The sequence below is a fragment of the Bradyrhizobium sp. RDI18 genome, assembly GCF_043203335.1.
In the GTDB taxonomy this organism is placed as follows: Bacteria; Pseudomonadota; Alphaproteobacteria; order Rhizobiales; family Xanthobacteraceae; genus Bradyrhizobium; species Bradyrhizobium retamae.
Map to the genome: position 1 here is coordinate 339723 of NZ_JBICRN010000008.1, position 26248 is coordinate 365970.

Sequence of the window (26248 nt, forward strand, 5' to 3'; positions counted from 1 at the left end):
ATAGTGCCGAAAACATCAGGTCCTGAACGATTTGGGCCGTTACCGAAGAGAACATTCCATAATGCGGACCGATTTTGGCCGCGCAAGACAGCCCTGAATTCTGGAGGATTTACCTATGACCGACGCCGTCAAGGTCGGCTTTGTCGCTTTTTCCGCTGCCCCCCGCGCCGTTCTCGTGGTGTTTTGCGACGAGGCATTGAAGTTCGGCGAGACGACGCGGAAGGCGCTGGGAAAGGCAGCCGATACGGTCAAGCGGGCGGCGGCGGCCAATCAGTTCAAGGGCAAGAGCGGATCGACGCTCGACATTCCGGCGCCGGATGGAATCAAGGCAGAGCGCCTGATCGTCGTCGGTGTCGGCAAGACGGCCGATATCAAGGAGAAGGATTTTCTCAAGTTCGGCGGGGTGACGGCGGGCAAGCTCAACTCCGCCAGCACAGCGGTCACCGTGATCGCCGAATTGCCTGAGGGGCCGATGCAGCCCGATTCGGTCGCGGCGATCGCGTCGGGCATCCGGTTGCGCGCCTATAAGTTCGATCGTTACAAGACCAAGAAGAAGGACGGCGAGAACGGCGCGCTGCGCGCCGACGTTTCAATTGCCGTTGACGATGTCGCCGCCGCGCGAAAGGCGCTTGCGCCCGCGTCCCATGTCGTCGACGGCGTGATCATTGCGCGCGAACTCGTCAACGAGCCGCCGAACGTACTCTACCCCGTGGAATTCGCGCGCCGCGCGAGCCAGCTCAAGAAGCTCGGCGTCGATGTCGAGGTGCTCGACGTCAAGGCGATGAAGAAGCTCGGCATGGGCGCCTTGCTCGGCGTCGCACAGGGCTCGACCCAGCCCGGCCGCACCGTGATCATGCGCTGGAACGGCGGCAAGAAGGGCGATCAGCCCGTTGCTTTCGTCGGCAAGGGCGTCTGCTTCGATACCGGCGGCATCTCCATCAAGGGCGCCGCCAGCATGGAGGACATGAAGGGCGACATGGGAGGCGCGGCCTGCGTGGTCGGGCTGATGCATGCGCTCGCGGCGCGCAAAGCGAAGGTCAACGCGGTCGGCGCGATCGGCCTGGTCGAGAACATGCCCGACGGCAACGCCCAGCGTCCCGGCGATATCGTCACCTCGATGTCGGGGCAGACCATCGAAATCATCAACACTGATGCCGAAGGCCGACTCGTGCTGGCCGACGTGCTCTGGCACGTGGCGAAGAAGTTCAAACCCAAATTCATGGTCGATCTCGCAACGCTCACCGGCGCGATCATGGTCGCGCTCGGAACCGAGTATTCCGGTATGTTCTCCAACAATGACGAGTTGGCGGAACGGCTGAGCAAGATCGGAAATGAAACCGGCGAGCGGGTCTGGCGCATGCCGCTCGGTCCTGAATACGACAAGCTGATCGATTCGCAGTTTGCCGACATGAAGAATACCGGCGGGCGCCACGGCGGCTCGATCACCGCCGCACAGTTCCTGCAGCGATTCGTCGACAACACGCCGTGGGTGCATCTCGACGTCGCGGGAACCGCGATGGGCGCGCCGAAAACCGACATCAACCACAGTTGGGGATCCGGCTACGGCGTTCGTCTGCTGGACCGGCTGGTCGCGGAATATTACGAAGCCACGAAATAGTTCGGTTGCAGGCGATGACGGAAGTCCTGTTCTACCATTTGCAGGCCATGTCGCTCGAAAGCGTATTGCCGCCGCTGTTGGAAAAATCGCTCGAGCGCGGCTGGCGCGTCGTCGTGCAATCGACTTCGCCGGAGCGCACCGATGCGCTCGATGCGCATTTGTGGACCTACAGCGACGATTCGTTCCTGCCGCATGCCACATGGCGCGCCGGCGATGCCCAGGACCAGCCCATCATTCTCTCGATCGAGGAGAGCAATCCGAATGGGGCCAATGTCAGGTTCCTGATCGACAACGCGGCGTTGCCGGTCGACTGCGATAGCTACGAGCGGGTGGTGCTGGTCTTCGACGGTGACGATGCCGATGCGCTGACGGCTGCGCGCGGGGCCTGGGCCGATTGCAAGGCGCGGGGATTCGAGGTGACCTACTGGCAGGCCGACGAGCGGGGCCGGTGGCAGCGGCGGCAATAGCGATCCACAGGAATTAATGATAATCAGCGGTTTCTGCGCTGGACCTTGCGGGTAGCCATGGTCGTGCCGCAAAGTGATGGTCGGACAAATGGTTACAGTGAGGATGGGGGCCTGGGGTTTAGCGTGCGACGCGGAACAATCGATCGAAAGCCACTGCTGACGTTGTTGCTGCTCGGACCTGCGCTTGCGGGCTGCTCGGGTACAGATCTGCTGTCGAAGGATGCAGACTGGTTTTCGCGCTCCGGACGCGTGTTCATCCGTAACGTCTCGATCGAAACGCCGCCGCTGACCCCGACCAAACCGGTCACGCCGGATGAACTCGTCAGTGCCGACGGCGCTTGTCCCGGCATGGCGGGACCGGGCACCGACGCCAATGCGTTGGCGAATGGTGCTGCGGGCAACCCGCCTCCATCGACGACGGGAACGGTGGCGCTCGGCCATACCGAATGCGACGTCGTGCGCGGCATCGGTGCGCCCGACAATGTCAGCCTTTCCAACAACCCGCGCGGCGACCGCGTGGCGGTCGTCAACTATTCGCGCGGCCAGCGGGCCGGCATCTACACGTTCACCGCCGGACGCCTGACCTCGATCGAGCGTGCACCGGAGCCGGCGGCGCCGGCGAGGGGCGCCAAGCCGAAGAAGAAGCCGGCGGCGTAAATTCGCCGACGACGATCCGTTTTAGCTAGCCTGCCGCTTCGTCAAATTCCGAACTGGCTTCCAGCCAATCTTCCTCGGCCCGCCGCAGCGCGCTTTCGGCGCCGGCGCGCGCCTTGCTGAGCTGGGCGGCCTGCTTGGGATCGCGCGTGAACAGATCCGGCAGGGCAAGCGCAGTGTCGATCTTGGCGATGATGCCGCTGATCCGCTCGATTTCGGCCTCGGCTTCGACGATCCGCTGCTTCAGCGGTGATCGCCTTTCACTCCTGGCGCGCTCGGGCTTCACGCTTCCCTTGACACGCTCGCTGCCGCGCTCGCGCTTGTCCCCGATCGACAATACCATTCGCCTGTAATCGTCGAGGTCGCCGTCATAGGTTGTCACCGTCTGATTGGCGACGACCCACAATTGATCGGCGCAGGCTTCGATCAAATAGCGGTCGTGCGAGACCATGATGACGGCGCCGGGGAAATCGTTGATCGCTTCGGCGAGCGCCGCGCGGCTGTCGATGTCGAGGTGGTTGGTCGGCTCGTCGAGGATGATCATGTTCGGGCCAAAGAAAGTGGCGAGGCCGAGCAACAGCCGCGCCTTCTCGCCGCCCGAAAGGCTCTTGACCAGGGTGTCGCCGGCCTTGCCGGCAAATCCGATCGCGCCGGTGCGCCCGCGCACCTTGGTTTCCGGCGCATCGGGCATCAGCCTGCGGACATGATCGTAGGGCGACGCATCGAGGTTGAGCTCGTCGACCTGATGCTGCGCGAAATAGCCGACCGAGAGTTTTTCCGCCCGTGTGATCCGGCCGGAGAAAGGTTGCAGCTTGCCCGCCAATAGCTTGACCAGCGTCGATTTGCCGTTGCCGTTGGAGCCGAGCAGGGCGATGCGGTCGTCGGTATCGATGCGCAGCGTGACGCGGTTGAGCACCGGCTTTTTCGGATCGTAGCCGACCGAGACGTCATCCACCGCGATGATCGGCGGCGACAGCATTTTCTCCGGCGTCGGGAACGTGATTTCGCGCACATCCTGGGTCACCAGCGCGGTGACCGGCTTCATCCGTTCCAGCATCTTGACGCGGGATTGCGCCTGTCGGGCTTTCGAGGCTTTTGCCTTGAAGCGATCGACGAAGGCCTGCAGCCGCTTGCGCTCGTCGGCCTGGCGCTTGGCGTGCTTGGCGTCCAGCATTTCGCGCATGGCGCGCTGTTCCTCGAAGGAGGAATAGGTTCCCTTGTAGAGGGTCAGCTTGCCGCGATCGAGGTGCAGGATCTGATCGACAGACGTGTCGAGCAGATCGCGGTCGTGGCTGATGACGATGACAGTGCGTGGATAGTTCGCCAAATGGTCTTCCAGCCACAGCGTGCCTTCGAGGTCGAGATAGTTGGTCGGCTCGTCCAGCAGCAGCAAATCCGGCGCCGAGAACAGCGTCGCCGCCAGCGCCACCCGCATGCGCCACCCCCCGGAGAATTCCAAGCACGGCCGCGCCTGGTCCGCGGCGGAGAATCCGAGGCCGCTCAGGATTGCCGCGGCGCGCGCCGGTGCGGAGTGCGCGTCGATGTCGACCAGCCGGGTCTGGATTTCGGCGATGCGGTGCGGATCGGTGGCGGTTTCGGCCTCACGGAGGAGCGTATCGCGCTCCAGATCGGCCTTCAGTACGACATTGATGAGACTCTCCGGGCCGTCTGGCGCCTCCTGCGCCAGGCTGCCGACGCGCCAGCGCGGCGGTAGCGTAATGCTGCCGGATTCGGTCGGCAGGTCGCCCCGGATCGCATGAAACAGCGTCGATTTGCCGACGCCGTTGCGCCCGACGAAGCCGACGCGAGCACCGGGCACGATCTGCACCGTGCTGTTGTCGATCAGGAGCCGCCCGGCAATCCGGATCGAAATGTCTGTGATGGAAAGCATGCGGCGTTGTCACCGGAGCCGGTGTCAAACGCAACCCATTTATCGGCAAATCAGCTACCCAGCGGCCCTCAATGCAACTCGCTGTCGCGGCGACGCAGCTCGTCGACGAGTTCTCGTAGACGCGGTGGCAGTTCAGTTTCGGGGCGCAAGTTTTGCTGAAGCCGTTCGCCGATGGCGTCGCAGATCGATACGCATGTCTTGTGATCGAGTTGTTCGAAATCTCTGACGATTCGGCCATCCATCGACGGGTCTCTTCGCGAGTTCCACCTCGCGGCGTTCGCAAGGCTTGATAACAATGATGAAGGATCAAGTCACAACCGCGAAATTTGTTTCCCGTGCAGAGCCCCATGCGTTCGCGTGCAAGTGGTCCAATCATTGCTGGCTGTTCGCTTCCGCACAAAAAAAGCCCCGGCGGCGGCCGGGGCGTCAGTCAGGGAGAAGCTCCAAACAGCTCAGTAGCAGCGGTTCACCAGCCGCCAGCGCGGTCCCCAGGGGGTCGGAACCAGACGCCGCACGTAACAGCCGCCATGGCCACCGAAATAGGCCGGGCCGCCGATGACGACGCGCGGGCCCCAGCCCCAGCCGTGATGGCGATGATGCCAGCCGTGATGATGGTGATGATGATGGTGCCAGCCGTGACGCCAGCCACCGGCCGAGGCCGATGTCGGCGCCAGCGCAGCCGCGCCGAGCGAAGCCGCGGCCACTGCAACGAGCGAGAGTTTGCGTAACATGATCGTCTCCTCAAGGTTCAGGCGCGAAAATGCGCGCCATCGGTGAGATCGCCTCCCGTAACGCCCCGGGCCTCGCGGATGCGCGCCCGGTGTCCGATCGTCGGAAAATCTACGACCGCGAAGCTGAATGACGGCGTGACGCAGGTTACAGAGTGGGTTCACCTCCATGAAATTGCGGCAATCTTCGCCCCTACAGGGTGACGTGCCGCACGAAAAGGCGCCCAAAATCGGGGGCAGGCGCGTCACGGGTCGCTTGCCGTCGCGAGGTGGCGCCGATATAAGCCCCGCAACTCTCCAATCAGCGTGTTTTGCAAGGACGTAAACAATGGCGATTGAACGCACCTTCTCGATCATCAAGCCGGACGCGACCGCGCGCAATTTGACTGGCGCCGTCAACGCGTTGATCGAGAAGGCCGGCTTGCGGATCGTCGCCCAGAAGCGCATTCGCATGACCCGCGAACAGGCGGAAACCTTCTATGCCGTTCACAAGGCGCGTCCATTCTTCGGCGAGCTGGTCGACTTCATGACCTCCGGTCCGGTCGTCGTGCAGGTGCTGGAAGGCGAGGGCGCTATTGCCAAATACCGCGACGTCATGGGGGCCACCGATCCGTCCAAGGCCGCGGAAGGTACGATCCGCAAGGTCCACGCGCAGTCGATCGGCGAGAACTCGGTGCATGGTTCGGACGCGCCGGAGACCGCCGCGATCGAAATCGCGCAGTTCTTTTCCGGTAACGAAATCGTCGGCTAATCGATTGGAAGAGCGGCCGCAATAGCCGCGCGCAACGGCTGAAGACGCCTGGGGGAAACGCTGTGAACTGGCTCTTGCAAATCTTCGATCCTGCAACGCTCTCTGCGTTCTTCACCCAGTTCCAGGCCGAGATGCAGCAACCCGCCTTCTGGGTCGCGCTCGGCAAGATCATGTGGATCAACATCCTGCTGTCGGGTGACAACGCGCTCGTCATCGCGATGGCGTGCCGTGGGCTGCCGCCACGTCAGCGGTTCTGGGGCATGATCCTCGGCGCCGGCGTTGCCGTGCTGCTGCGCATCATCTTCACCGGCATCGTCGTGACGCTGATGGGGCTGCCATTCCTCAAGCTGGTTGGCGGCCTGGCGCTGCTCTTCATCGCGGCAAAGCTTCTGGTGCCTGAACACGAGGACGAGGGCGACGTCGACGCGGCTGCGCATCTATGGGCAGCGGTGCAGATCGTGGCGATCGCCGACATCGTCATGAGCCTCGACAATGTCATCGCGGTCGCCGCGGCCGCCAATGGCAGCATCCCGCTGCTCGTCATCGGCCTTGCCATCAGCGTTCCCCTGATCGTCGCAGGTGCTGCGCTGATCATGGCGTTGCTGACGCGTCTTCCCGCGCTGGTGTGGGCCGGCGCAGGCTTGCTGGGCTGGGTCGCGGGCGAGGTGATGGCAACCGACCCGGCGCTGCAACCGTCTCTGCACGCATTCTTCAACGGTCCGGTCGGTGTCGGCCTCGATGGGGTCCTCAAATCGATCGGCATGGCGCCGCAGTTCGCCAATGGCGGCCATGGCGGCGAGGTGATCCTTGGACTCATCGGCATCGCCGTGGTGCTTTTGGTGGGCTCGGTCTGGCGCAAGCGCAGGCTGCAGGGCGCGGAGCACTCGGCGACGGCGTAGGCAAGGGCCTTGCGATCTCGCGGCATGGATGGCGAGGTCGGCACGGTCATTGTATCAGATGAGAACGGAAGGCTGCCGGGTGCACGGTGCACCCCCAGCCCGTAAGCAGGCGGTCGTCATTGCGGTCGCACCGAAACGCCCGGCATTCCCTACGCAATGGTCTTGACGAATCTCGTTGATTTCATTGGTGATTTCGCATCTGACCGATGCCGGCCAGGATGACGGGGGCTTCCGATTGCCTTTGCCGCCGCCTAACTCCATACAGCTTCACATGACCGAACCGTTATTGGGGCGCAGCCTCGACCGCCTTGAAGACGCGCGCTTCGTGCAGGGGCGCGGGCGCTACGTCGCCGATCTCGTGGCGCCAGACGCGCTTCATGGCGTCGTCGTTCGGTCGCCGCACGCGCATGCGCGCATCACCGCGATCGGCATCGAAACAGCGCGCAGGATGCCCGGCGTCGCGGCCGTGCTCACGGGGCCGAATTGGCATCCGACGATATCGGCCCGTTGCCGTGCGCGGTGACCAGTATCCCGATGACCAAGCCGCTCGTGGTGCCGCCCTGTCACGCGCTGGCGCGCGGCGTGGTGCGCCATGTCGGGGAGCCGGTCGCGTTCGTGGTTGCGGAAACCATTGAAGCCGCGCGCGATGCCGCCGAGGCTATCGTCGTCGACTATGAGCCGCTGCCGCCGGTTGTCGCGATCGCAGCCGCGATTCTGCCGAATGCCCCGTCGATCTGGCCGGAGGCTACTGGCAACATCGCGTTCCAGTTCAACCGCGGCGAGATCGGCCCAGTGGAAGCGGCGATCCGCGACGCCGCGCACGTCGTGGAATGCGAGCTGGTCAACAACCGCGTCGTCGCCGCGCCGTTGGAGACACGCGGCGCGATAGGGCAGTTCGATGCCGCGAGCGGCCGGCTGCACCTGACCGCCTCGGCCGCCGGCGCCCATGCCATCCGCGACCTGCTCGCCGACGGTGTCTTTCGTATCGGCCGGGAAAAACTTCGCGTCAGCATTCCCGACGTTGGCGGCGGCTTCGGGATGAAGAACGTGCTCTATCCGGAATGGGTGCTGGTGCTGTGGGCGGCGCGCCGCCTCGGCCGTCCCGTCACGTGGATCGGCGATCGCAGCGAGGACTTTACCGGCTCCGCGCATGGCCGCGACAGCATCATCAGGGCACGCCTGGCGCTCGATCGCGATGGCCGCTTCCTGGCGCTCGACACCAGGGTGTTCGCCAATCTCGGCGCCTATGTCTCGACGGTGGCGCCGGCCGTGCCCACCATGGCGATGGCAAGCGCGATGGGCGGCGTCTACGACATTCCGCTGATCGCATTCGAGACCAAGGGCGTGTTCACCAATACGACGCCGGTCGATGCCTATCGCGGCGCCGGCAAGCCGGAGGCGAACTATCTGATCGAGCGCTGCATCGATATCGCAGCCGCCGAGCTCGGAATGGATGCGCTGAAGCTGCGGCGCAAGAACATCATGCGTCGCTTCCCTTACAGCAGCGCGATGGGACTTTCGGTCGAGCAGGGCAGCTTTGCCCACGCGATCGATCACGCCGCCGCTGCCGCGGAGGGTTTCAAGGCGCGCCAGAAAAATTCACGCAAGCTGCGCCGGCTGCGCGGCCTCGGGCTTGCCTGCTTTCTCGAGACAGCGCGCGGCCAGCCCAATGAAGTGGCGGAAGTGCAGTTCGGTGACGATGGCCTGATCGACCTGAAGGTCGGCACGCATTCCAGCGGCCAGGGCCATGAGACCACCTACGCCCGGATCGCCGCCGACGCGCTCGGCCTGCCGCTGGAGCGCTTCCGGTTTCGGCAGGGCGATACGAACGATCTCGATTCCGGCGGCGGCCATGGCGGGGCGCGCTCCATGCACCAGGGTGGCACCGCACTATTGATGGCGGCGGAAGGCCTGATCGAAAATGCGCGGCGGCTTGCCGCGCGCCTGCTGCAGGCCGGCGTGGATGCGGTTCAGTATGAAGCAGGCCAGTTGCGCGTGGCTGCGACCGGGCAGGAGATCGGCCTCGATGAGGTGGCGCGCGCTTCCTATCAGCTAGCCGGCGACGATGTCGCACCCGGCCTGGCGTACAGGGCGACCCATCTGTGCGACCGCTATACGTTTCCCAACGGCTGCCATGTTGCGGAAGTCGAGATCGACACTGAGACCGGCGAGGTGAGGCTCGATCGCTACGTCATCTTTGATGATTACGGCCGCCTGCTCGATCCCCGCCAGACGCTGGGGCAGGTGCATGGCGGCGTCGCGCAAGGCATCGGGCAGGCGTTGTTCGAGCACGCGCTGTTCGATGCGGAGACAGGACAGATTCTGTCGGGCTCGCTGATGGATTATGCGCTGCCGCGCGCAGGCGATCTTCCCGCGTTCGAGGGCGATCTCACGCCTGATTTTCCAAGCCGTGCCAACCGGCTCGGCGTCAAGGGAAGCGGTCAGGCGGGCGCCATCGCAGCACCCGCCACCATCATGAACGCCGTGATGAACGCGCTGGCGCCGCTCGGCGTGCGCCATCTCGACATGCCCGCAACGCCCTCCCGCATCTGGCGCGCGATCCAGGCCGCAGAAGCGCGATCGCGTCAGCGCACGGACACCACGTCCGCCGATCAATAGTCCTGATCGTCCGTCCCTAATCACAGCAAGGTGACGAATGACTTGCTGGATGGGCTTGGCTGTTGCTTGACATGCAGGTGTTTACCTGCATATTATGTTCTTCATAGAGTGAGACCATGCAGGCCGACAAGGTTTTCAAAGCGCTGGGCGACCCGACACGCAGAAAGCTGCTTGATCTTCTCTGTGAGAAGAACGGGCAGACGCTCGGCCAACTTTGCGAAAACCTGGACATGGCCCGGCAATCCGCCACGCAGCACCTCGAAATCCTGGAGGCGGCCAATCTGGTGAGCACGGTCAGGCGCGGCCGGGAGAAGCTGCACTTCATCAATCCGGTGCCGCTTCATGAGGTCTACGAGCGGTGGGTGCGGAAATTCGAACGACAGCGGCTCAGCCTGCTGCACGATCTGAAGAAAGAACTCGAAGGAGAATGACAATGACCAAAGAGACGACCAGTTTTGTCTACGTGACCTATATTCGCTCGACGCCGGAAAAGGTGTTCGAGGCCATCACGAAGCCGGAGATCGCAAGGCGATACTGGGGCCACGAGAACGTCTCTGACTGGAATCCCGGATCGAAATGGGAGCACGTCCGCGCCAATGATCAACGGACCGTCGAACTGGTCGGCAAGGTCGTCGAGGTCTCGCCACCAACCCGTCTCGTCATCACCTGGGCGAATGCGTCGCAGGCCTCCGATCCTTCCGCCTACAGCCGGGTGACGTTCGAGACCGAGGAATACGAGGACATGGTCCGGCTGACGGTCACACATGACGAACTCGTAGCCGGCAGCGGGATGGCGAACGGCATCAAGAAAGGTTGGCCGGTCGTGCTCGCCAGCCTGAAATCCTTGCTGGAAACCGGCCACGGCCTCGACGTCTTCGCTAAGCCGAAATCGGCCTGATCCCTTGTCGTGTCAAGCAGAAGCGGGAGAATGACCATGACCAAGCCCTTTATCGGCGGGTGTGCGTGCGGCGCGATCCGTTTTGAGACGAGCAGCGAACCTATCGTCGAGAGCCACTGCCAATGCCGCGATTGCCAGAAACGAAGCGGCACGGGCCATGGATCCTACCTGGTCTTTCCCCGGCGAGCCGATGTGGCAATTACGGGCGAAGCGAAAGAATGGCGGGTGGCGGACGACAATGGAAATGAAAAGGTCCACGCCTTCTGCCCGACCTGTGGAGCGCCGGTCTACCTGACATTCGTCGCCAACCCGGAACCGATAGCGGTCCACGCGGCCAGCCTGGACGACCCAAGCCAGTTCAATCCGCAAGTGATTACGTACGGCATCCGCGGCCATGCCTGGGACATAATGGATTCCTCGCTGCAGAAGTTCGAGCGAATGCCGCCTGGCTAAATGTTGCCGGGAGCCACACGAACGCCGGCGGCTCTGATCGGGCCTTGGCTAGTACAGCCGCATCGGCAGCGGCAACTGGACGTCCTGATAGCGGCCTTCGTAGCGATCGACAAAATCCTGCAGGAAAAACGGAATGTCGCGTAGCTGGAGGTCGCAGCGTCGCCGCAGCTCGTGCGCGACTTCCACCGAAGCGTCACGACACCACCCCGCGGCGACGTTGAAAGCAACCACCCGGATCGGATTGGTGTACTGGCCGGTGAGCAGGTCCATTACAACCGGCTCGAATCCCGGGCTCTCGGAACTGACTTCTGCCCAGACCCGGCCGTGCTCGCGGGAGTCATGCTCGACGATATAGACGTCGTGTTCGTCACCGTGTGGCACAATCGACGGACCCGAGCCGACGGTACGCATCAACAACTCCCGGACTGCAGAGCGGAGAATCAAGCCCGCTTTTTTCAATTCGTTCCATATCAGAGAGGCGGACGGCCGCGCACCGCGCCGCTGTTCTTGCTCGATCGCAAGCATGCGCCGCGCGGCGGCGACTGCGTTCCGGCGCAGGAACATTTAGCAGGGTCGTGACTTCACTACTGTGTCATGCAGCCGACGCAGAAAACGGACATCGCGGTGAGGAAGCCATCCCGAAAAAAGCGACCGCGAAGCTCAAAGGCGTACGGATCGAGCGAAAGGCTGCCCGACATTAGGAACAGTCCTCATGCCGCGTTACTTCTTCAACGTGTATCACGAAAGGGCTGAACCGGACGAGGAAGGCGAAGAACTGCCCGATCGGCAAGCCGCCTGGCGGGAGGCGACCGTGACGGCGGGACAGATCATCCAGGATCTCGATGGACGGCTGCGTCCGGGCAAGGACTGGCGGATGGAAGTCACCGATGAGTTCGCAAATCCGGTGTATGTCATTCACGTCTGCGCCGGCAAAGCGCGATAGGGGTCGCAAGACCGCAGCGCTATTTCGGGCGCTGCAATCCAGGTGACGTCAACCAGCGTTCGATGGCCGCTGCCGACTCGGTCGCGACCGCTGCCCGTATCAATCGATCACGCTCCTGTCCTGGAGGTGAGCTCTCGGCCTTTTCGCGGGCGCGAAAGGCAATTTGTTTGAGGCGCTCCTGAAGCGACAGTGTGGGGCGGCCGCGATTACGCTTTTTCTTCATGGACGGATCTCCTGGCTGGCTTCGATCCTTCCACGTTCCGGCAACCCTATCCTTAACCTTTGTTTGGAACCGGCATCGGGCAAGTTTCGTTTCACTCAGAGGCAGAAGATCATTCAATCGAACGGGACAGGCGCGTGGATCGCGATTCGGTGTTGGCAAGCTTGTTGCGGCGGCTCAATACCGTCTCGAAACTCGATCCGGCTGACATTGCCGCGATCCGTTCGCTTCCGATTGCAGTTCGCTACTGGGAAGGCGCAAGAGCCATCGTATCTGACGGTGAACGTCCGTCGGGATGCTGCCTGATCATCGAGGGCTTCTGTATCCGTTCCAAAACGACAGAGGCCGGCCAGCGGCAAATTCTCTCGATTCATATCCCCGGCGAGATTCCCGACCTTCAGAGTTTGCACCTGCGCAGGATGGACCATGATCTCGCAACGCTGGTGCCCTCGACCCTAGGGTTCATCAGTCATGCCTCGCTGCTAGACCTGACGCACGCCAGACCCAATGTTGCAGATGCGCTCTGGCGCGACACCTTGATCGATGCCGCGATATTTCGGGAGTGGATCGTCAATGTCGGACAGCGGCCGGCGCCGGCCCGGCTTGTCCATATCGCGCTCGAACTTCGCGAGCGCCTCCTTGCAATCAGGGGAGGCGCGTCGCCTGCCACGTTCGAATTCCCGCTTACCCAGGAGCAGATCGGCGAGGCGCTGGGCATCACGCCGGTGCATGCGAACCGCATCATCAGGCAATTGCGTGAGGACGGGATCGTCGATGTCGGCAGAGGGCAAGTGCGCGTGCTGGACGAAACAAAGCTCGCGGAATTGGCACAGTTTGACGACCGTTACCTGCACCAGGATCCGGCCGCTTGAAGCGTCCGAACGTGCGGTGGCGGCGGTCCAGCCGCGTTCGCTCGATCGGACGCGGCGATTTTGTTCACCTCATTGGAACGATTCGAGTTCGGGAAAATTATGCAATACGTGTCAGGGATAGACACATGAACTCGAGCGGCTGCCGATGCGGTCCCGTCTACATGGCGCATCGGCGACCGCTTTCTTTTAGCCGCCGGCCATGAAGGATTTTGCAAACGCGTCGTTCCCGCCCGAGGTCATCTCGGTGATGGAGCAGGCGCTTGACGCCGCCGTCGCTACGCTCCCGGAGCCCGCCCATTCTCACCACGTTCAATTGATCGCGGAAGCGATCCTGCGCGCCGCTCACAGCGGAGAGCGTGACCCGGTTGTCCTGCAACGGCTCGCATTGCTGGAGCTGCAGCTTCATCCTCGGTGATGGCCAACGCCGTCGTTTGCTCAAGCGCTCTTTGATTTCTTCCGAACGCTGGGTCGTGCGGCTGCTCGCTTCGACGTATTCAGTGCTACAGCCTCGCGAATGAGCGCCTTCAATGCCTTTTCGTCGATCTTGTCGCCATCATGGAAATCGATGGCGCGCCGGGTGTTGCCTTCCAGGCTGGAGTTGAAGAGGCCTGACGGGTCCTCCAGCGAGGCGCCCTTGGCGAAGGTCATCTTCACGGCCGCCTTGTAGGTCTCTCCGGTGCAGATGATGCCGTCGTGCTCCCACACCGGAACGCCGCGCCACTTCCACTCCTCCACCACTTCGGGATCGGCCTGCTTGATGATGCTTCGAATCCGCGCGAGCATCTCGCCGCGCCAGTCGCCCAGCTCCTTGATTCGCGCATCGATGTGCTGAGAGGGAGAGCTTCCGCCTTTTCCTTCGCTCGCGCCGCTCTTCTTCATTGTTGCTTTCTTCATGGCTGTTGTCATTCGCTCACAATCGTTCGCCGGGCAATTGGCTCGCCTGCTTCACCCAGGCAACAAGCTGCGCTTCGTCAAGGCCGTCCTCATAGATGTCGAGATAGCGCACTTCCTTGTGCTTTGACTCGCCGGGCGGGACAGGGCGGAGAGACGTGCCGCGGAAGAAAGTCACTTTGACGTACTTCGTGAAGCAATGAAAGCTGAGGAACCAGCCGCCTTGGTCCTCGACGCCATAAAAGGGCGAATTCCATTTGACCGCCTTGTGCACGCCGGAGACCGTGCGGACGATCAGCGCGTCGAGGTGACGTCCGACGTCGCGTTTCCAGCCCGGCATGGCCGCGATGTAGGCCTGCACGGGGGCATCGCCGTATCCCTTTGCGATCTGAGGATTGCCGCCTGAGAGCAGGACGGGCTTTGCGGTAGCCTGCTTGGCGGCGGCCTTCTTTGCGATCTTCGCCGGCCTTCTCGACGTCGTTTGCGCCATTGTGTTCGCTCCTGTCGCCGGTACGTCAGCCACTGCGCCATTTGGCGGCGTAGGGCAGCACGAACATGTACAGGCCGGTGAACATCAGTAAAAAGAGCGGCGGCAATGGGGAGTATACCATCCACGGGGAAGGCTCCCCCAGTACCATGGCAATGAAATTGGCGACGACGGTCACCATGAAGGCAATCGACAGCCAGCGGTGAATCTGCCGAATCCACGTGTTCCAGTTCAATGAGCCCTCCTTTTGCAGACTTTTGCAGACGAGCCGGAGCGTGACGCGGCGGTTCAATCCGTCCGCGCCACGAGTTCTTCCAGCTTCGCGAAAAATTGCTTCCATCCGGCGTGGGCGCCGCCATAGGCCTGCTTCTGATCCGGCCGGAAACCGGTCTGCTCCATGCGCAGGAGGGTGCCTGTGGGCGTTGGCGTCAGCGTGAAAGTCACGACACTTTCTAGATTGAAGGCCGCATCGTCGTGCTTGAAATTCCAGGTGTACGACAGCGCCTTGTTCGGCTCGATGGCAAGGACCTCGCAGTCCAGGACGCCACCCCAATCGCCGCGAAGATTGAAATGGTGACCCACGACGGGCTTGAAGTCGTTCTTCATCAGCCACTCCTCGATCAGGTGCGGTAGCGTCAGCGCGCGCCACAGCTTTTCCGGCGGGTGAGCTATTTCGCGTTCGACGACGACGGAACGCGTTTCGGTCGCACGATTGGTCATTGGTCCATCCGTTTGAGCAGATCTTCGAGATCGTCGAACCGCCTCTGCCAGAACCCGGCCATCTCGCTTGTCCAGTCGATCAGCGGGGCGAGGGCGCCGAGCTGTGCGCTATAGTGGGTCTGGCGGCCTTCGTGGCGATCGCGCACCAGCCCCGCCTGTTTCAGAACGCCAAGATGCTTCGAGACCGCCGGCTGCGAGATCCCGGCTCGGGCTGTCAGGGCCCCGACCGTCTGTTCTCCTTCGCGGCACAGCCGCTCGAAGATCGCCCGACGGCTCGGGTCGGCGAGTGTTCTGAACAGCACATCATGAGCGTTGGGCATTGGAAATCGATAACTTGTTGGTTATTGATAGATGCATAACCGACGGGATATGTGTTGGTCAAGTGGGAAAAAAACGGCTGAAACCGTCACCAACAATGCAATTTGACGTCAGTAAGCTACCGTTGAACGCATGCCGTGTAGGTTATGCATTATCTTGATCTTGCGAAGTCGAGCTGCGGGCGCGAGCGCCGACGGCATGGTCGCCCCTCGTTGTCGAGGACGGTACGGATAACCAGATACTCAGCGTCATATGCGGCGAGGGAAGGGTCCTATGGGAGATGCCGGCCGTCAGGCCCATTGGGAGAACGTCTACACGACAAAGGGCGAGAACGAGGTTAGCTGGTTTCAGCAAAGCCCGACTCCTTCGCTCGACCTGATCGTGCAGGCGGGGGTGACGCACAAGTCGGCCATCATCGACATCGGCGGCGGCGCTTCGCGGCTGGTCGACAGTCTCGTCGAGCGGGGACTTGAGGATGTCACCGTGCTCGATCTTTCCGCCGCGGCGTTGGCCGCTGCCAAGCGCCGCCTGGAGAGCCACCTTGGCGCCAGCGCCGAGCGGGTTAGCTGGATCGTCGCGGACGCGACGACCTGGGAGCCGGTCAAGCCCTACGACATCTGGCACGATCGGGCAGCGTTCCACTTTCTCACCGACCCAGGCGATCGCGCCGCCTACATTGCGCGCCTCAAGCGGGGCCTGAAGATCGGGGGGCACGCCATCATCGCTACCTTCGCGCCTGACGGCCCTGAAAAGTGCAGCGGTCTGCCGGTCGCGCGCTACGACAGCGAGAGTCTCGGACGGACGCTCGGCACAGCGTTCAAGCTGGTTCATACGCAGCGGCACGAGCACGCTACGCCGTGGCAGTCCCGGCAGGCCTTTCAGTTCAGCGTGTTCCGGCACGAGGGCTGATCGCCGCGCGCTAATGCGCCATGCCGCGTGAGACCTCCTGGCAAGCTTCCATGCAGCGGCGGCAGCTTTCCGCGCAGATGCGGCAATGTTCGTGCGTGGCTGCGTGCCGCTGGCATTCCTCCGCGCATAGCCGGCATGCGGCGGCGCAGACGCTGAGCATGCGGCGCATCACTTCGTCGTCGAAACCCGTTCGGCGGGTCATGATGCGGCCGGTGATATTGCAGATATCGGCGCAATCCTGATCGAGCCGGATGCATTGGGTCAGCTCCTGAACCATGCGCTCCGACAGGCAGGCGTCGGCGCAGGAGGTGCAGGTCTGGGCGCAGGAGTAGCATTCCTCGATGCAACGGATCAGGGCGTCGCTGATCTGGCCTTGGACGGCCGGGTGAGTGCCAATCATTTCGCGGGCGTACATGGCTGGGCTCCTTGCTGAGGAAAGACCACCGCCGGGGGCGGTCACTGGCTCAAGTCGCGGCATTGAAAAATGTTCTGGGCAACCGGCCAATATGAATTGGGGTCAGGGCTTTGATTCATCGCAATGCGGTCTTCTCCGGCTCGCATATGTTAAGCAAACCCGCGGTTTCGTGATGGAACTCCGCTTCCCATCATGGCCCGGGATGTGCGAAACTGGACCCGTGAAATACTCGATTCACCTTTGCCGGCTGCTGGCGATTTTTGTGATCGTCAGCCTCGTTCTCGCCCCGCTCACGGCACGGGCGAATACGGGCGCCATGGCACCAATGGCCATGACGGCGATGTCCGATGACGCGGCCATGTCTGACGACATGCCGTGCTGCCCGGACAAATCGGCCCCGGTCGATTGCGACCAGTGCCCGCTGATGGCGCTTTGCGTGTCGACGACGTTGCAGGCGCCGCTGCCGGCCGGCATTGCCGAAATCCAGCCCGTGACCCTTCGCACGCTGCTGCCCGGCAGCGATCCGGAAGTAGACAGCCTCGGGTATTCACCCCCTCCAAAACCTCCCCGGTCCCTGGTCCTTTCGGCGTAACGCCGAAGTCTCGCGGCGCTTTGTGGCGCACGCGCCCATGCCGCCATAGCGGCTGACCAGTAGATCGAGGATACCATGATGAAGGCTATTCAGTTTTCGCGCGACCTGCGGGTTGCGCTGACCGGCGCTGCCCTGACATGCGCCGCGACCGTCGCGCTCGCCGATATCAAAAACTACGAGTTCAAGCTCGTCGAACCGACGGTGAAGACCGGTCGCGACAGGACCTTCGCCGTCAAGCTCATCGACAAGGCAACCGGCAAGGCCGTTCCGGACGCGGTGATCTTTGCGACGCGTCTCGATATGGCGCCGGATGCGATGCAAGAGATGGTGACCGAGGTCACGCCGCTGCCGGGATCGGAGCCGGGCACCTACCGCTTCAAGGCCGATTTCAGCATGGCCGGGCGCTGGCAATTGTCGCTCGGCGCAAAAGTGCAGGGCGAAACCGGCACGGTTGACAACAAGCTCGTCATTCAGGCCGACAAATGAACCGGTCAGCTCAGATCGCGCTCGCTGCTGCCGTCACCGCTGCCGTGATCGCCGGCGTTCTCGCGCGTCCCTATCTGTGGCCGCGCGGCGAGACCGAGCATGCCCGCGTCATGGCCCAGGCGAGCGAACCAGCGGGCGCCGCGATCTACTATCAGGATCCGGACGGCAAGCCGTTCTACTCGCTGACGCCGAAGAAGACGCCCGATGGCCGCGACTACCTCGCCGTTCCGCCGGGCGCCGACATCAGTTTTGTCGGTCCGCCGCAGGAAAGCGCGGCGGCTCCGCCGGCCGACCGCAAGATCAAGTACTACCGCAATCCGATGGGGTTGCCGGATGTCTCGCCGACGCCCAAGAAGGATTCGATGGGGATGGATTACATCCCCGTCTATGAGGGCGAGGACAGCGACGACGGATCGGTCAAGGTCTCGCCGGGAAAGATTCAGCGCACCGGCGTCAAATCGGAGCCGGCGGCTACTCGCCCGATCCGGACGGTCGTGCGGGCGCCAGGCACGATCCAACTCGACGAGCGTCGAGTCTCAGTCATCGCGATGCGTGCGGAAACCTACCTGCAAACAGTTGCCGACGTCACGACTGGCACTTTTGTCAAAAAAGGTCAGCCGCTGATGCAGGTTTACAGTCCGGCAGTTTCCAGTGCGGCCGCAGAGTATGTGACGACATTGACGTCCAAGACTACGGCGGGCGAACCGTCCTACGGACGCGGTTCACGGCAGCGGTTGATGAACCTTGACGTGCCCGACGCGGTAATCAGCGAGGTCGAGAGAACGCGGGTCGTCCCGGTGACTGTCGCCTGGTCGGCCCCACGGGACGGCATCGTGCTGGAACGCAACGCCGTCCAGGGTATGCGAGCTCAACCGGGCGACGTGCTCTTCCGCGTCGCCGATACCTCGGTGGTCTGGGCGATAATTGATATAGCCGAGCGTGATCTCGGCTCGCTTGCGGTCGGACAAGGCGTAACCGTGCGCGCGCGCAGCTTCCCGGGGCGGGACTTCTCCGGAAAGATCTCGGTCATTTATCCCCAGGTCAACCGCGAGACGCGGACAGCCCGCGTTCGGATCGAACTCGCAAATCCCGACCTCGCATTGCTGCCGGACATGTATGTGGACGCGGACGTCGAGATTGGCGGCGCGGAGCCTGTCTTGGCCGTTCCCGACAGCTCAGTGCTCGATACGGGGGCGCGCCAGGTCGTTCTGGTTGACAGGGGTGAGGGACGATTCGAGCCCCGCGAGGTCAAGATCGGCCGTCGGGGAGACGGACTGGTCGAAATCCGCAGCGGGCTGAAAGACGGCGAGCCCGTCGTCATATCAGCCAATTTCCTGATCGACGCCGAAAGCAACCTGAAGGCGGCGCTGAAGGGCTTTGCCCAAGGAGCCCAGCCATGATCGCCCGCTTGATCGCTTGGTCGGCTCGTAACCTCCTGCTGGTGCTATTCGGCAGCGGCTTCGCCGCTGCGGCCGGCGTCTACGCGCTCGTCCATCTGCCGCTGGACGCCATTCCCGACCTCTCCGACACCCAGGTGATCATCTACACGGAGTACCCAGGGCAGGCGCCTCAGGTGATCGAGGACCAGGTCACCTATCCGCTCACCACGGCGATGCTTACGGTGCCGAAATCGAAGGTGGTGCGCGGGTTTTCCTTCTTCGGCGTGTCGTTCGTCTATGTTATCTTCGAGGACGGCACGGACATTTATTGGGCGCGCTCGCGGGTGCTCGAATTCCTGAACGCCGCGACCTCACGCATTCCCGCCGGCGTGACGCCGACCATTGGCCCGGATGCGACCGGCGTCGGCTGGGTTTACCAATATGCTATCGTGTCGAAGGAGCTGAACCTTTCCGACACGCGCGCGATCCAGGACTGGAATCTGAAGTTCGCGCTCGCCAAGGCCGAAGGTGTCGCCGAAGTGGCGAGCGTCGGCGGCTTCGTCAAGCAGTACAATGTGATCCTCGATCCGCAGCGCATGCGCGACCGCGGCATCACCATGCAGAAGATGCGCGAGGCGATCCGCGCCAGCAATGCCGATGTCGGCGGCCGCACCGTCGAACTGTCCGAATTCGAATACGTCATCCGTGGCAAAGGCTACCTGAAGAGCATCAACGACCTCGGCAACGTCGTGCTGAAGGTGAGCAATGGCACGCCGGTGCTCCTTCGCGACGTGGCCCGGGTGGAGCTCGGCCCCGACGAGCGGCGCGGCATCACCGAACTGAACGGGGAGGGCGAGGTCGCAAGCGGCATCGTGCTGCAGCGCTTCGGCGTTAACGCGCTCAATGTGATCCAGAACGTCAAGAAGCGTTTCCAGGAAATCGCCAGCAGCCTGCCGAAATCAGTCGAGATCGTGCCGGTTTACGACCGCTCGAACCTGATCTACGCGGCTATCGACACGCTCAAGCACACGCTGTTCGAGGAAAGCGTCGTCGTTGCGCTGGTCTGCATCGTGTTCCTGCTGCATGTCCGCAGTGCGCTGGTTGCGATTCTGATGCTGCCGGTCGGCATATTGATGGCGTTCGGCGCCATGAAGCTGCTGGGGCTCGGCTCCAACATCATGAGCCTTGGCGGCATCGCGATCGCCATCGGCGCCATGGTGGATGCAGCAATCGTCATGATCGAGAATGCCCACAAGCACCTCGAACGAGCGGAGCCCGGAAAGTCCCGGGTGGCCATCCTGATCGAGGCGGCCGCGCAGGTCGGTCCGGCGCTGTTCTTCAGCCTCTTGATCATCACCGTGTCGTTCATGCCGATCTTCACGCTGGAGCAGCAGGAGGGGCGGCTGTTCAGCCCGCTGGCGTTCACCAAGACATTCGCCATGGCCGCCGCCGCGCTGCTTTCGGTGACGCTGGTGCCGGCGCTGATGGTGATCTTCATCCGCGGCAGAATCATTCCCGAGCACAGGAATCCGATCAACCGTTTCCTGATCTGGATCTACCGTCCTGTTATCAGCGGTGTGTTGCGCGCCAAAACGTTGGTCGTCCTGCTCGCACTCGCGATTCTGGCCGTGAGCGCCTGGCCGGCCCGTCAGCTCGGCACCGAGTTCATGCCGAACCTGAACGAGGGAACGCTGCTCTACATGCCGACGACATTGCCGGGCATCTCGATCACCAAATCCGCTGAACTGATGCAGACCCAGGATCGGATCATCCGGTCGTTTCCGGAAGTCGAATCCGTCTACGGCAAGGCAGGCCGCGCCGCGACCGCAACCGATCCGGCGCCATCGGAAATGTACGAGACCGTCGTCAATCTCAAGCCGAAGCAGGAGTGGCGGGCGGGCGTAACGATCGACAGCCTCATCGCGGAAATGGACAAGGCGCTGCAGTTTCCCGGCGTCTCCAACGCATGGACCATGCCGATCAAAGCCCGCATCGACATGCTGTCGACTGGCATCCGCACGCCGATCGGAGTCAAGGTGATCGGCACCGATCTGGTCGAGATCGACAAGCTCGCCAAGCAGATCGAGCAGGTCCTGAAGGGAGTTCCCGGCACCTCGTCCGCGTACGCCGAGCGCGGCATCGGCGGCTACTATTTGGAGATCACGCCGGACCGCGAAGCGATGGCGCGGTACGGCATCATGATTCAGGATGTCCAGGACACCATCGCTACTGCGCTTGGCGGACAGACGGTCACGACGACAGTCGAGGGCCGCCAGCGCTTTTCCGTCAACATGCGCTACCCGCGGGATTTGCGCGACAATCCGAAGGCGATTGCAAGCGACGTGCTGGTGCCGATGCCGGCCGGCGGCGCCGTCCCGCTCGGGGAAGTCGCAAAGGTCGCGCCGGCGAGGGGACCGTCCTCGATCCGCACCGAAAATGGGCAGTTGGCGACCTACATCTACGTCGATATCCGCGACCGCGATCTCGGCGGCTACGTCGCCGAGGCGCAGCGCGCCGTGCAAGCCAGCATCCAGTTCCCGCCCGGCTACTACGTCATGTGGAGCGGCCAATACGAATACCTCGAGCGCGCCACCGCAAGGCTCAAAATTGTCGTTCCCGCGACGCTGCTCATCATCTTCCTGCTGCTGTATCTCAACTTCCGCTCCGTCACCGAGACGATGATCGTGATGCTGTCCCTGCCGTTTGCGCTGGTCGGCGGGCTCTGGCTGATGTGGTGGCTCGGTTTCAACCTTTCCGTTGCGGTCGCGGTCGGCTTCATCGCACTCGCCGGTGTCGCCGCGGAGACCGGCGTTGTAATGCTGATCTACCTAAACCAGGCATTGGCTGAGGCCAGGGCTCGGTGCGACGCCGAGAAGCGGCCGCTGACGAAGCGTGATCTCTACGACGCCATCATGGAGGGCGCGGTGGAGAGGGTGCGGCCGAAGATGATGACGGTTGTGGCCATCATGGCCGGGCTGCTCCCGATCATGTGGAGCAGCGGCACCGGCTCGGAGATCATGCAGCGCATCGCAGTGCCGATGATCGGCGGCATGATTTCCTCGACCTTGCTGACGCTGATTGTGATCCCGGCGGTATTCGGCATCGTCAAGGGCTTTGGATTGCCCGGCGATCCCGAAAGCGGCAAGTCAGTCGCGGCGATTGCAAAGCCATCGAAGAAAGTCTCACGCGTTGTGGAGCCAACCGAATGAGGTGAACCATGACTTACGCAGCGATCTCCGGCACGATGCCGAGCTTCAGGTTGGCGGCTGCTTCGGCCCTTATGGCTGTTCTCAGCTTCTCTTCTCTTCATGCGCAACAAGGCAATGCTGCTCGCGGCGAACGTAATTTCAGGGCATGCGCAGCATGCCATTCGCTGGAGCGCGAGCGCAACATGACGGGACCGAGCCTTGCCGATTTGTGGGGACGCAAGGCCGGTACGCTGCCAAGCTTCGATCGCTTTTCCGATGCGTTGAAATCGTCCGGATTGACGTGGGATGACCGAACGCTCGATCAATGGTTGACCGATCCGAAGCATCTCGTTCCGGGCAACGAGATGACGTTTGAGAGCATCAAGGAAGCTCCGATCCGAGCAGACCTCCTGGCATTCCTGAAAGAAGCCACCAAACCCGGTGCAGCGCCGAGCCAAAGTGCGCAACAGGGGCAGAGGGGCGGCATGGGAGGGATGATGGGTGGTATGATGGGCGGCGGCGCCGATCCAAACCTTAGGTCGCTTGAAGCGGCCATTCAGGTCAAAACCATCAGCTATTGCCGCGACACCTATCGTGTCACCACAGCCGACGGCAAAACACGCGCCTTCTGGGAGCGTAACCTCCGCTTCAGGACCGATACCAGTAAGGATGGGCCCGAGAAGGATGCGCCGGCTCTTTTGGGCGCAGGAATGATGGGTGATCGGGCAGCCGTGATCTTCTCGGCGCCGGAGGAGATCATGAAGTTCGTCGAGCGCCGCTGCTAGACTGTAACCGACCGTGTGGACGATTGCGCTGTGCACGTTGGCGGGGCGCGGTGTTTGGGCCGACAGTTGCGCTGGTAACTCGCAGCATTTTCTGAGGTCGCCGCCGTCTGAGCGAAGGACAGACACTGCACAGCCGCCTTCTACGCTGGTTGAGCCTTCAATTCACCAACGGATTGGCGCACCACCACGAATGCGCCTTGAAGCGCAAGTCCGGCCATGCAGGAAGCGACAATCACGTCCGGCCAACCGGTACCGGTGCCAAACACGCCCAGCGCGGCCAGCAGCACCGCGAGATTGCCTAGAACGTCGTTACGGGTGCAAATCCAGGCCGAGCGCATGTTGGCGTCGCCGTTGCGATAGGCCCGTAAGACCCGAATGACGCAACATTGGCGGCAAGGGCCATGACGCCGACCGCACCCATGGTGAATGCACTCGGCAGCGTCCCCTGTGCTGCGTGCCAGATGGCCATAGCAATTACCCAGAGGCCGAAGGCTCCCATGGTGGCGCCCTTGGCAAGCGCCGCTGACGCGCGATAGCGCAGTGCCATCCCAACCACAAAAAGGCTGATCGCATAGTTTCCCGCGTCGCCGAGAAAATCGAGCGCGTCGGCTTGGAGCGAAGCCGATCCCGCCGCCAAGCCTGCGCCGATCTCGATGAGGAACATGGCGGCATTGATGCCAAGGACCACCCAAAGAACCCGGCGATAAGCCGGATTTCCGCGGTTCCGGTCCAAGTTCAGTGGCGGAGGTGTACAACAAGCATCAGCCATCGCCGGAAGATAGGACCCAAGCGCGTGTTACGCAATTACGTCACCAGGAAAGCGACGGTCGACCCTGGAGCAGTGCGAGTGTTGCGTTGCATATTCATTGGCCAATCACGATCCTGACAAACTGCGTGAATCCGTCACCGGGTTCCGAGCTACGCGCGCTGGCTGATGGGACTCGCGAGCAGAACTGATGGAGACGAGGCATGGGCTTCTACAACGACATTATCCTGCCGAGGGTTTGCGATCTTGCGATGCGAAACAAGCAGCTTCGGCCATATCGTGAGCGGGTGATCGGCGCGGCCGAGGGGCGCGTGCTCGAGATCGGGATCGGTTCGGGCCGCAACTTGCCGTTCTATCGGCCGCCGGTGAGAGAGCTCCTGGCGCTGGAGCCGGCCCCGAAGCTCATCGCAATGGCCCTCGATGCTCTGCATCCCGGTACGCCGGTCAACTTCATCGAGGCTTCGGCGGAAGCCATTCCGCTCGATGACCGGAGCGTCGATACGGTGGTGACGACCTGGACCTTGTGCAGCATTCCGGATGCCGCGATGGCGCTCACCGAAATGCGGCGCGTGCTTCGCCCTGGCGGCAGGCTCTTGTTCGTGGAGCACGGCATGGCGCCGGACAAGAATGTAAGGCGATGGCAGGACTGGCTGACGCCGGCCTGGAAATGCATCAGCGGCGGCTGTCACCTCAATCGACCGATCAGCACGATGATCGAAGCAGCAGGCTTCAGGATTGATCGGGTGGAGACCGGCTATATGCCAGGACCGAAGGCGATGACCTTCATGTATGAAGGCAGCGCCCGGCCGAACTAGGGCGTGGACTCATTAACGCGCAGCCACAGCGTGATTGACGCAAGCTGGATGAAGGTTGCCCACGCGATGAGAGCGACGCGGCAAAGAATGCCGATTGTCGCGACCGCCTAGCTGATAGCCGAGGAAAGCCAGCTCAGCACATCCTCACTTGGCCAGAGTATTCTTGTAAATCGTACCGTCCTTCATAATGATCTTGAAGTTGGTGATGGGATCGGCAATGAGGCTGATATTGTCTAACGGGTTGCCATCGACGAGCAAGAGATCGGCTAGCGCCCCCCGCTGCACGACGCCGAGCTTTCCCGGATAGGGATTTCGTTTTCCGGAGAGTTCCAGCAGCTCGGCGTTGGTCGAGGTTGCCATGATAAGTGCTTCGGCCGGGGCGTACCAGCGAGTGAGCGAGGCCAGAATCGCCCCCTGTTGCCGTGCCAACGCGGCAGAGAACAGGACGTCAGTGCCCCACGCTGTCTTGATCTTGTACTTCTTCGCGAGTTCGTAGGTCCGGCCTATACCGGGCCAGACCTCATCTGCCTTGGCGCGCTGGACTGAGCCCACAGGAAAGCCCAGCCTCAAGTCCTCGGGGAGCGGCTGCATGCTTAACCAGATGCCCTTTTCGGCGAGCAGCTTGGCGATTGCTTCGTCCATCAGCATGCCGTGTTCGATACACTTCACGCCGGCTGCAACAGCCACCTGGATCGCATGTGGCGTAAAGGCATGCGCGGTGACGTACGTGCCCCAATTATCAGCCGCCTCAACCGCCGCGCGCATTTCCGCCCCGGTGAAGGTGGTCACATCGATGGGGCTGAATGGGGACGACACCCCGCCGCCTGCCGTCAACTTGACTTGGGAGGCCCCCTGCATGAGCTGTTCGCGGACGCGCAGGCGCACTTCGTCGGGACTGTCCGCAACCATCGCGCCGCCGGTCTGCTCCATCCGCGTCAGCATGCCGCCGATCGTTCGTGGAAGATCGGTGAGCTGGCGGAAATCCCCGTGCCCGCTCGTGACAGTGATCACGGCTCCGGACGGATAAATCCGCGGGCCCTTGACGACGCCTTCGTCGATGGCGTTCTTGAGACCGAACACCGGCCCGCCGACGTCGCGAACAGTAGTGAAGCCGCGCATCAGAGTGTCGGTCGCCTCGTTGCCAGCCAAGAGATTGAGGTAGCCGACGTCGCCGAACGACTGTGCGGGCGTCACCCGGATCAACGCCGCGTGCCAATGCGCGTCGATCAGGCCGGGCATCAGCGTGCGTCCGCCTCCCTCGATCACCGTCGTGGCGGCGCTTCTATCGACCGGGATCGGTGTCTGAGAAATTGTTTCGATCAAATTACCTCGAACCAGAACGTTTGTCGGTTCGGACAGAGTTGGGCGCTTGCCATCGAAGACCCTGACATTGTTGAAGAGCGTCGTCGCGTGGTTTACTTGCTGGGCTTGCGCTGCACCTGTCGGGAGCACCAGCGCACAAATCTGTACCGCAACCAAGCGGC

The 26248-nt window shown here is 62.6% G+C and carries 31 protein-coding genes and 1 pseudogene; 20 read left to right on the plus strand and 12 right to left on the minus strand.

Annotated elements, in window-relative coordinates; genetic code table 11:
* The first annotated feature begins 115 nt into the window (after positions 1 to 115).
* The 3 genes from ACFXS9_RS10325 (at position 116) to ACFXS9_RS10335 (ending at position 2742) form a co-directional block, all read left to right on the plus strand.
* Positions 116 to 1618, plus strand: coding sequence for a leucyl aminopeptidase (locus ACFXS9_RS10325; protein WP_392688272.1), 1503 nt, complete (start codon positions 116 to 118; stop codon positions 1616 to 1618).
* A gap of 14 nt (positions 1619 to 1632) precedes the next feature.
* The gene (locus ACFXS9_RS10330) at positions 1633 to 2085 is read left to right on the plus strand and encodes a DNA polymerase III subunit chi (RefSeq protein WP_392688275.1); all 453 of its coding nucleotides are present in this window, start codon (positions 1633 to 1635) and stop codon (positions 2083 to 2085) included.
* 123 nt (positions 2086 to 2208) lie between these two features.
* Positions 2209 to 2742, plus strand: a complete 534-nt coding sequence (locus ACFXS9_RS10335; protein WP_082637716.1) for a hypothetical protein — start codon at positions 2209 to 2211, stop codon at positions 2740 to 2742.
* A gap of 25 nt (positions 2743 to 2767) precedes the next feature.
* Here the strand turns inward: ACFXS9_RS10335 and ACFXS9_RS10340 are convergent, their stop codons facing one another.
* A complete protein-coding gene (locus ACFXS9_RS10340; RefSeq protein WP_392688279.1) occupies positions 2768 to 4630 on the minus strand; it encodes an ABC-F family ATP-binding cassette domain-containing protein in 1863 nt (620 codons plus the stop codon).
* Positions 4631 to 5082: 452 nt separating this feature from the next.
* Positions 5083 to 5361, minus strand: a complete 279-nt coding sequence (locus ACFXS9_RS10345) for a sulfur globule protein precursor (RefSeq protein ID WP_392688282.1) — start codon at positions 5359 to 5361, stop codon at positions 5083 to 5085.
* A gap of 325 nt (positions 5362 to 5686) precedes the next feature.
* Between ACFXS9_RS10345 and ndk the strand changes: the two genes are divergently transcribed.
* The 7 genes from ndk (at position 5687) to ACFXS9_RS10380 (ending at position 10978) form a co-directional block, all read left to right on the plus strand.
* On the plus strand, positions 5687 to 6109 hold the full coding sequence (gene ndk / locus ACFXS9_RS10350; RefSeq protein ID WP_392688285.1) for a nucleoside-diphosphate kinase: 423 nt from the start codon (positions 5687 to 5689) through the stop codon (positions 6107 to 6109).
* Positions 6110 to 6171: 62 nt separating this feature from the next.
* A complete protein-coding gene (locus ACFXS9_RS10355; RefSeq protein ID WP_392688288.1) occupies positions 6172 to 7008 on the plus strand; it encodes a TerC family protein in 837 nt (278 codons plus the stop codon).
* Between the two features lie 271 nt (positions 7009 to 7279).
* The gene (locus ACFXS9_RS10360) at positions 7280 to 7531 is read left to right on the plus strand and encodes a hypothetical protein (RefSeq protein ID WP_392688291.1); all 252 of its coding nucleotides are present in this window, start codon (positions 7280 to 7282) and stop codon (positions 7529 to 7531) included.
* Between the two features lie 11 nt (positions 7532 to 7542).
* Positions 7543 to 9627: a xanthine dehydrogenase family protein molybdopterin-binding subunit gene (locus tag ACFXS9_RS10365; protein ID WP_392688293.1), complete on the plus strand. Its 2085-nt coding sequence runs from the start codon at positions 7543 to 7545 to the stop codon at positions 9625 to 9627.
* A gap of 116 nt (positions 9628 to 9743) precedes the next feature.
* Positions 9744 to 10058, plus strand: coding sequence for a helix-turn-helix transcriptional regulator (locus ACFXS9_RS10370; RefSeq protein WP_028346460.1), 315 nt, complete (start codon positions 9744 to 9746; stop codon positions 10056 to 10058).
* Between the two features lie 2 nt (positions 10059 to 10060).
* On the plus strand, positions 10061 to 10525 hold the full coding sequence (locus ACFXS9_RS10375) for an SRPBCC family protein (protein ID WP_392688296.1): 465 nt from the start codon (positions 10061 to 10063) through the stop codon (positions 10523 to 10525).
* Between the two features lie 36 nt (positions 10526 to 10561).
* Positions 10562 to 10978 (plus strand): GFA family protein, encoded by a 417-nt coding sequence (locus ACFXS9_RS10380; RefSeq protein ID WP_392688299.1) that lies wholly within the window; start codon positions 10562 to 10564, stop codon positions 10976 to 10978.
* Between the two features lie 48 nt (positions 10979 to 11026).
* On the opposite strand, the gene ACFXS9_RS10385 is transcribed toward ACFXS9_RS10380, so the two are convergent.
* Positions 11027 to 11542, minus strand: coding sequence for a hypothetical protein (locus tag ACFXS9_RS10385; RefSeq protein ID WP_392688302.1), 516 nt, complete (start codon positions 11540 to 11542; stop codon positions 11027 to 11029).
* A gap of 148 nt (positions 11543 to 11690) precedes the next feature.
* On the opposite strand from ACFXS9_RS10385, the gene ACFXS9_RS10390 reads away from it, so the two are divergent.
* Positions 11691 to 11921, plus strand: coding sequence for a DUF6894 family protein (locus ACFXS9_RS10390; RefSeq protein ID WP_392688305.1), 231 nt, complete (start codon positions 11691 to 11693; stop codon positions 11919 to 11921).
* A 19-nt stretch (positions 11922 to 11940) separates the two neighbouring features.
* On the opposite strand, the gene ACFXS9_RS10395 is transcribed toward ACFXS9_RS10390, so the two are convergent.
* Positions 11941 to 12144 (minus strand): hypothetical protein, encoded by a 204-nt coding sequence (locus ACFXS9_RS10395; protein ID WP_392688308.1) that lies wholly within the window; start codon positions 12142 to 12144, stop codon positions 11941 to 11943.
* A 134-nt stretch (positions 12145 to 12278) separates the two neighbouring features.
* Between ACFXS9_RS10395 and ACFXS9_RS10400 the strand changes: the two genes are divergently transcribed.
* Positions 12279 to 13013, plus strand: coding sequence for a Crp/Fnr family transcriptional regulator (locus ACFXS9_RS10400; RefSeq protein ID WP_392688311.1), 735 nt, complete (start codon positions 12279 to 12281; stop codon positions 13011 to 13013).
* 199 nt (positions 13014 to 13212) lie between these two features.
* A complete protein-coding gene (locus ACFXS9_RS10405) occupies positions 13213 to 13428 on the plus strand; it encodes a hypothetical protein (protein WP_392688322.1) in 216 nt (71 codons plus the stop codon).
* Between the two features lie 20 nt (positions 13429 to 13448).
* Here ACFXS9_RS10405 and ACFXS9_RS10410 read toward each other — a convergent pair whose 3' ends face one another.
* The 5 genes from ACFXS9_RS10410 to ACFXS9_RS10430 are packed head-to-tail and all read right to left on the minus strand — an operon-like array spanning position 13449 to position 15431.
* The gene (locus ACFXS9_RS10410; RefSeq protein ID WP_392688345.1) at positions 13449 to 13907 is read right to left on the minus strand and encodes a DUF1801 domain-containing protein; all 459 of its coding nucleotides are present in this window, start codon (positions 13905 to 13907) and stop codon (positions 13449 to 13451) included.
* A 16-nt stretch (positions 13908 to 13923) separates the two neighbouring features.
* The gene (locus tag ACFXS9_RS10415) at positions 13924 to 14394 is read right to left on the minus strand and encodes a DUF1801 domain-containing protein (RefSeq protein ID WP_392688348.1); all 471 of its coding nucleotides are present in this window, start codon (positions 14392 to 14394) and stop codon (positions 13924 to 13926) included.
* Between the two features lie 25 nt (positions 14395 to 14419).
* The gene (locus ACFXS9_RS10420; RefSeq protein WP_392688350.1) at positions 14420 to 14626 is read right to left on the minus strand and encodes a hypothetical protein; all 207 of its coding nucleotides are present in this window, start codon (positions 14624 to 14626) and stop codon (positions 14420 to 14422) included.
* Between the two features lie 53 nt (positions 14627 to 14679).
* Positions 14680 to 15111 (minus strand): SRPBCC domain-containing protein, encoded by a 432-nt coding sequence (locus ACFXS9_RS10425; protein WP_392688351.1) that lies wholly within the window; start codon positions 15109 to 15111, stop codon positions 14680 to 14682.
* Positions 15108 to 15431, minus strand: coding sequence for a helix-turn-helix transcriptional regulator (locus ACFXS9_RS10430; protein ID WP_028346443.1), 324 nt, complete (start codon positions 15429 to 15431; stop codon positions 15108 to 15110). The genes ACFXS9_RS10425 and ACFXS9_RS10430 overlap by 4 nt, the downstream gene beginning before the upstream one ends.
* Positions 15432 to 15702: 271 nt before the next feature.
* Here ACFXS9_RS10430 and ACFXS9_RS10435 point away from each other — a divergent pair, with 271 nt between their 5' ends.
* The gene (locus ACFXS9_RS10435; protein ID WP_392688354.1) at positions 15703 to 16338 is read left to right on the plus strand and encodes a class I SAM-dependent methyltransferase; all 636 of its coding nucleotides are present in this window, start codon (positions 15703 to 15705) and stop codon (positions 16336 to 16338) included.
* Positions 16339 to 16348: 10 nt separating this feature from the next.
* On the opposite strand, the gene ACFXS9_RS10440 is transcribed toward ACFXS9_RS10435, so the two are convergent.
* Positions 16349 to 16753: a four-helix bundle copper-binding protein gene (locus ACFXS9_RS10440; RefSeq protein WP_392688357.1), complete on the minus strand. Its 405-nt coding sequence runs from the start codon at positions 16751 to 16753 to the stop codon at positions 16349 to 16351.
* Between the two features lie 220 nt (positions 16754 to 16973).
* On the opposite strand from ACFXS9_RS10440, the gene ACFXS9_RS10445 reads away from it, so the two are divergent.
* From ACFXS9_RS10445 to ACFXS9_RS10465, 5 genes are all read left to right on the plus strand, one after another.
* Positions 16974 to 17345 (plus strand): hypothetical protein, encoded by a 372-nt coding sequence (locus tag ACFXS9_RS10445; protein ID WP_392688359.1) that lies wholly within the window; start codon positions 16974 to 16976, stop codon positions 17343 to 17345.
* 78 nt (positions 17346 to 17423) lie between these two features.
* Positions 17424 to 17831, plus strand: coding sequence for a FixH family protein (locus ACFXS9_RS10450; protein ID WP_392699715.1), 408 nt, complete (start codon positions 17424 to 17426; stop codon positions 17829 to 17831).
* Entirely contained in the window at positions 17828 to 19231 is a 1404-nt protein-coding gene (locus ACFXS9_RS10455; RefSeq protein WP_392688361.1) for an efflux RND transporter periplasmic adaptor subunit, read from the plus strand. The genes ACFXS9_RS10450 and ACFXS9_RS10455 overlap by 4 nt, the downstream gene beginning before the upstream one ends.
* A complete protein-coding gene (locus ACFXS9_RS10460) occupies positions 19228 to 22419 on the plus strand; it encodes an efflux RND transporter permease subunit (RefSeq protein WP_392688363.1) in 3192 nt (1063 codons plus the stop codon). The genes ACFXS9_RS10455 and ACFXS9_RS10460 overlap by 4 nt, the downstream gene beginning before the upstream one ends.
* 8 nt (positions 22420 to 22427) lie before the next feature.
* A complete protein-coding gene (locus tag ACFXS9_RS10465; RefSeq protein ID WP_392688365.1) occupies positions 22428 to 23183 on the plus strand; it encodes a c-type cytochrome in 756 nt (251 codons plus the stop codon).
* 140 nt (positions 23184 to 23323) lie between these two features.
* Here ACFXS9_RS10465 and ACFXS9_RS10470 read toward each other — a convergent pair.
* Positions 23324 to 23952 (minus strand): annotated as a pseudogene (locus ACFXS9_RS10470) (cation transporter).
* Between the two features lie 200 nt (positions 23953 to 24152).
* On the opposite strand from ACFXS9_RS10470, the gene ACFXS9_RS10475 reads away from it, so the two are divergent.
* Entirely contained in the window at positions 24153 to 24764 is a 612-nt protein-coding gene (locus ACFXS9_RS10475) for a class I SAM-dependent methyltransferase (protein ID WP_392688367.1), read from the plus strand.
* A gap of 144 nt (positions 24765 to 24908) precedes the next feature.
* Here ACFXS9_RS10475 and ACFXS9_RS10480 read toward each other — a convergent pair whose 3' ends face one another.
* On the minus strand, positions 24909 to 26216 hold the full coding sequence (locus ACFXS9_RS10480; RefSeq protein ID WP_392699717.1) for an amidohydrolase family protein: 1308 nt from the start codon (positions 26214 to 26216) through the stop codon (positions 24909 to 24911).
* Positions 26217 to 26248: the final 32 nt, after the last annotated feature.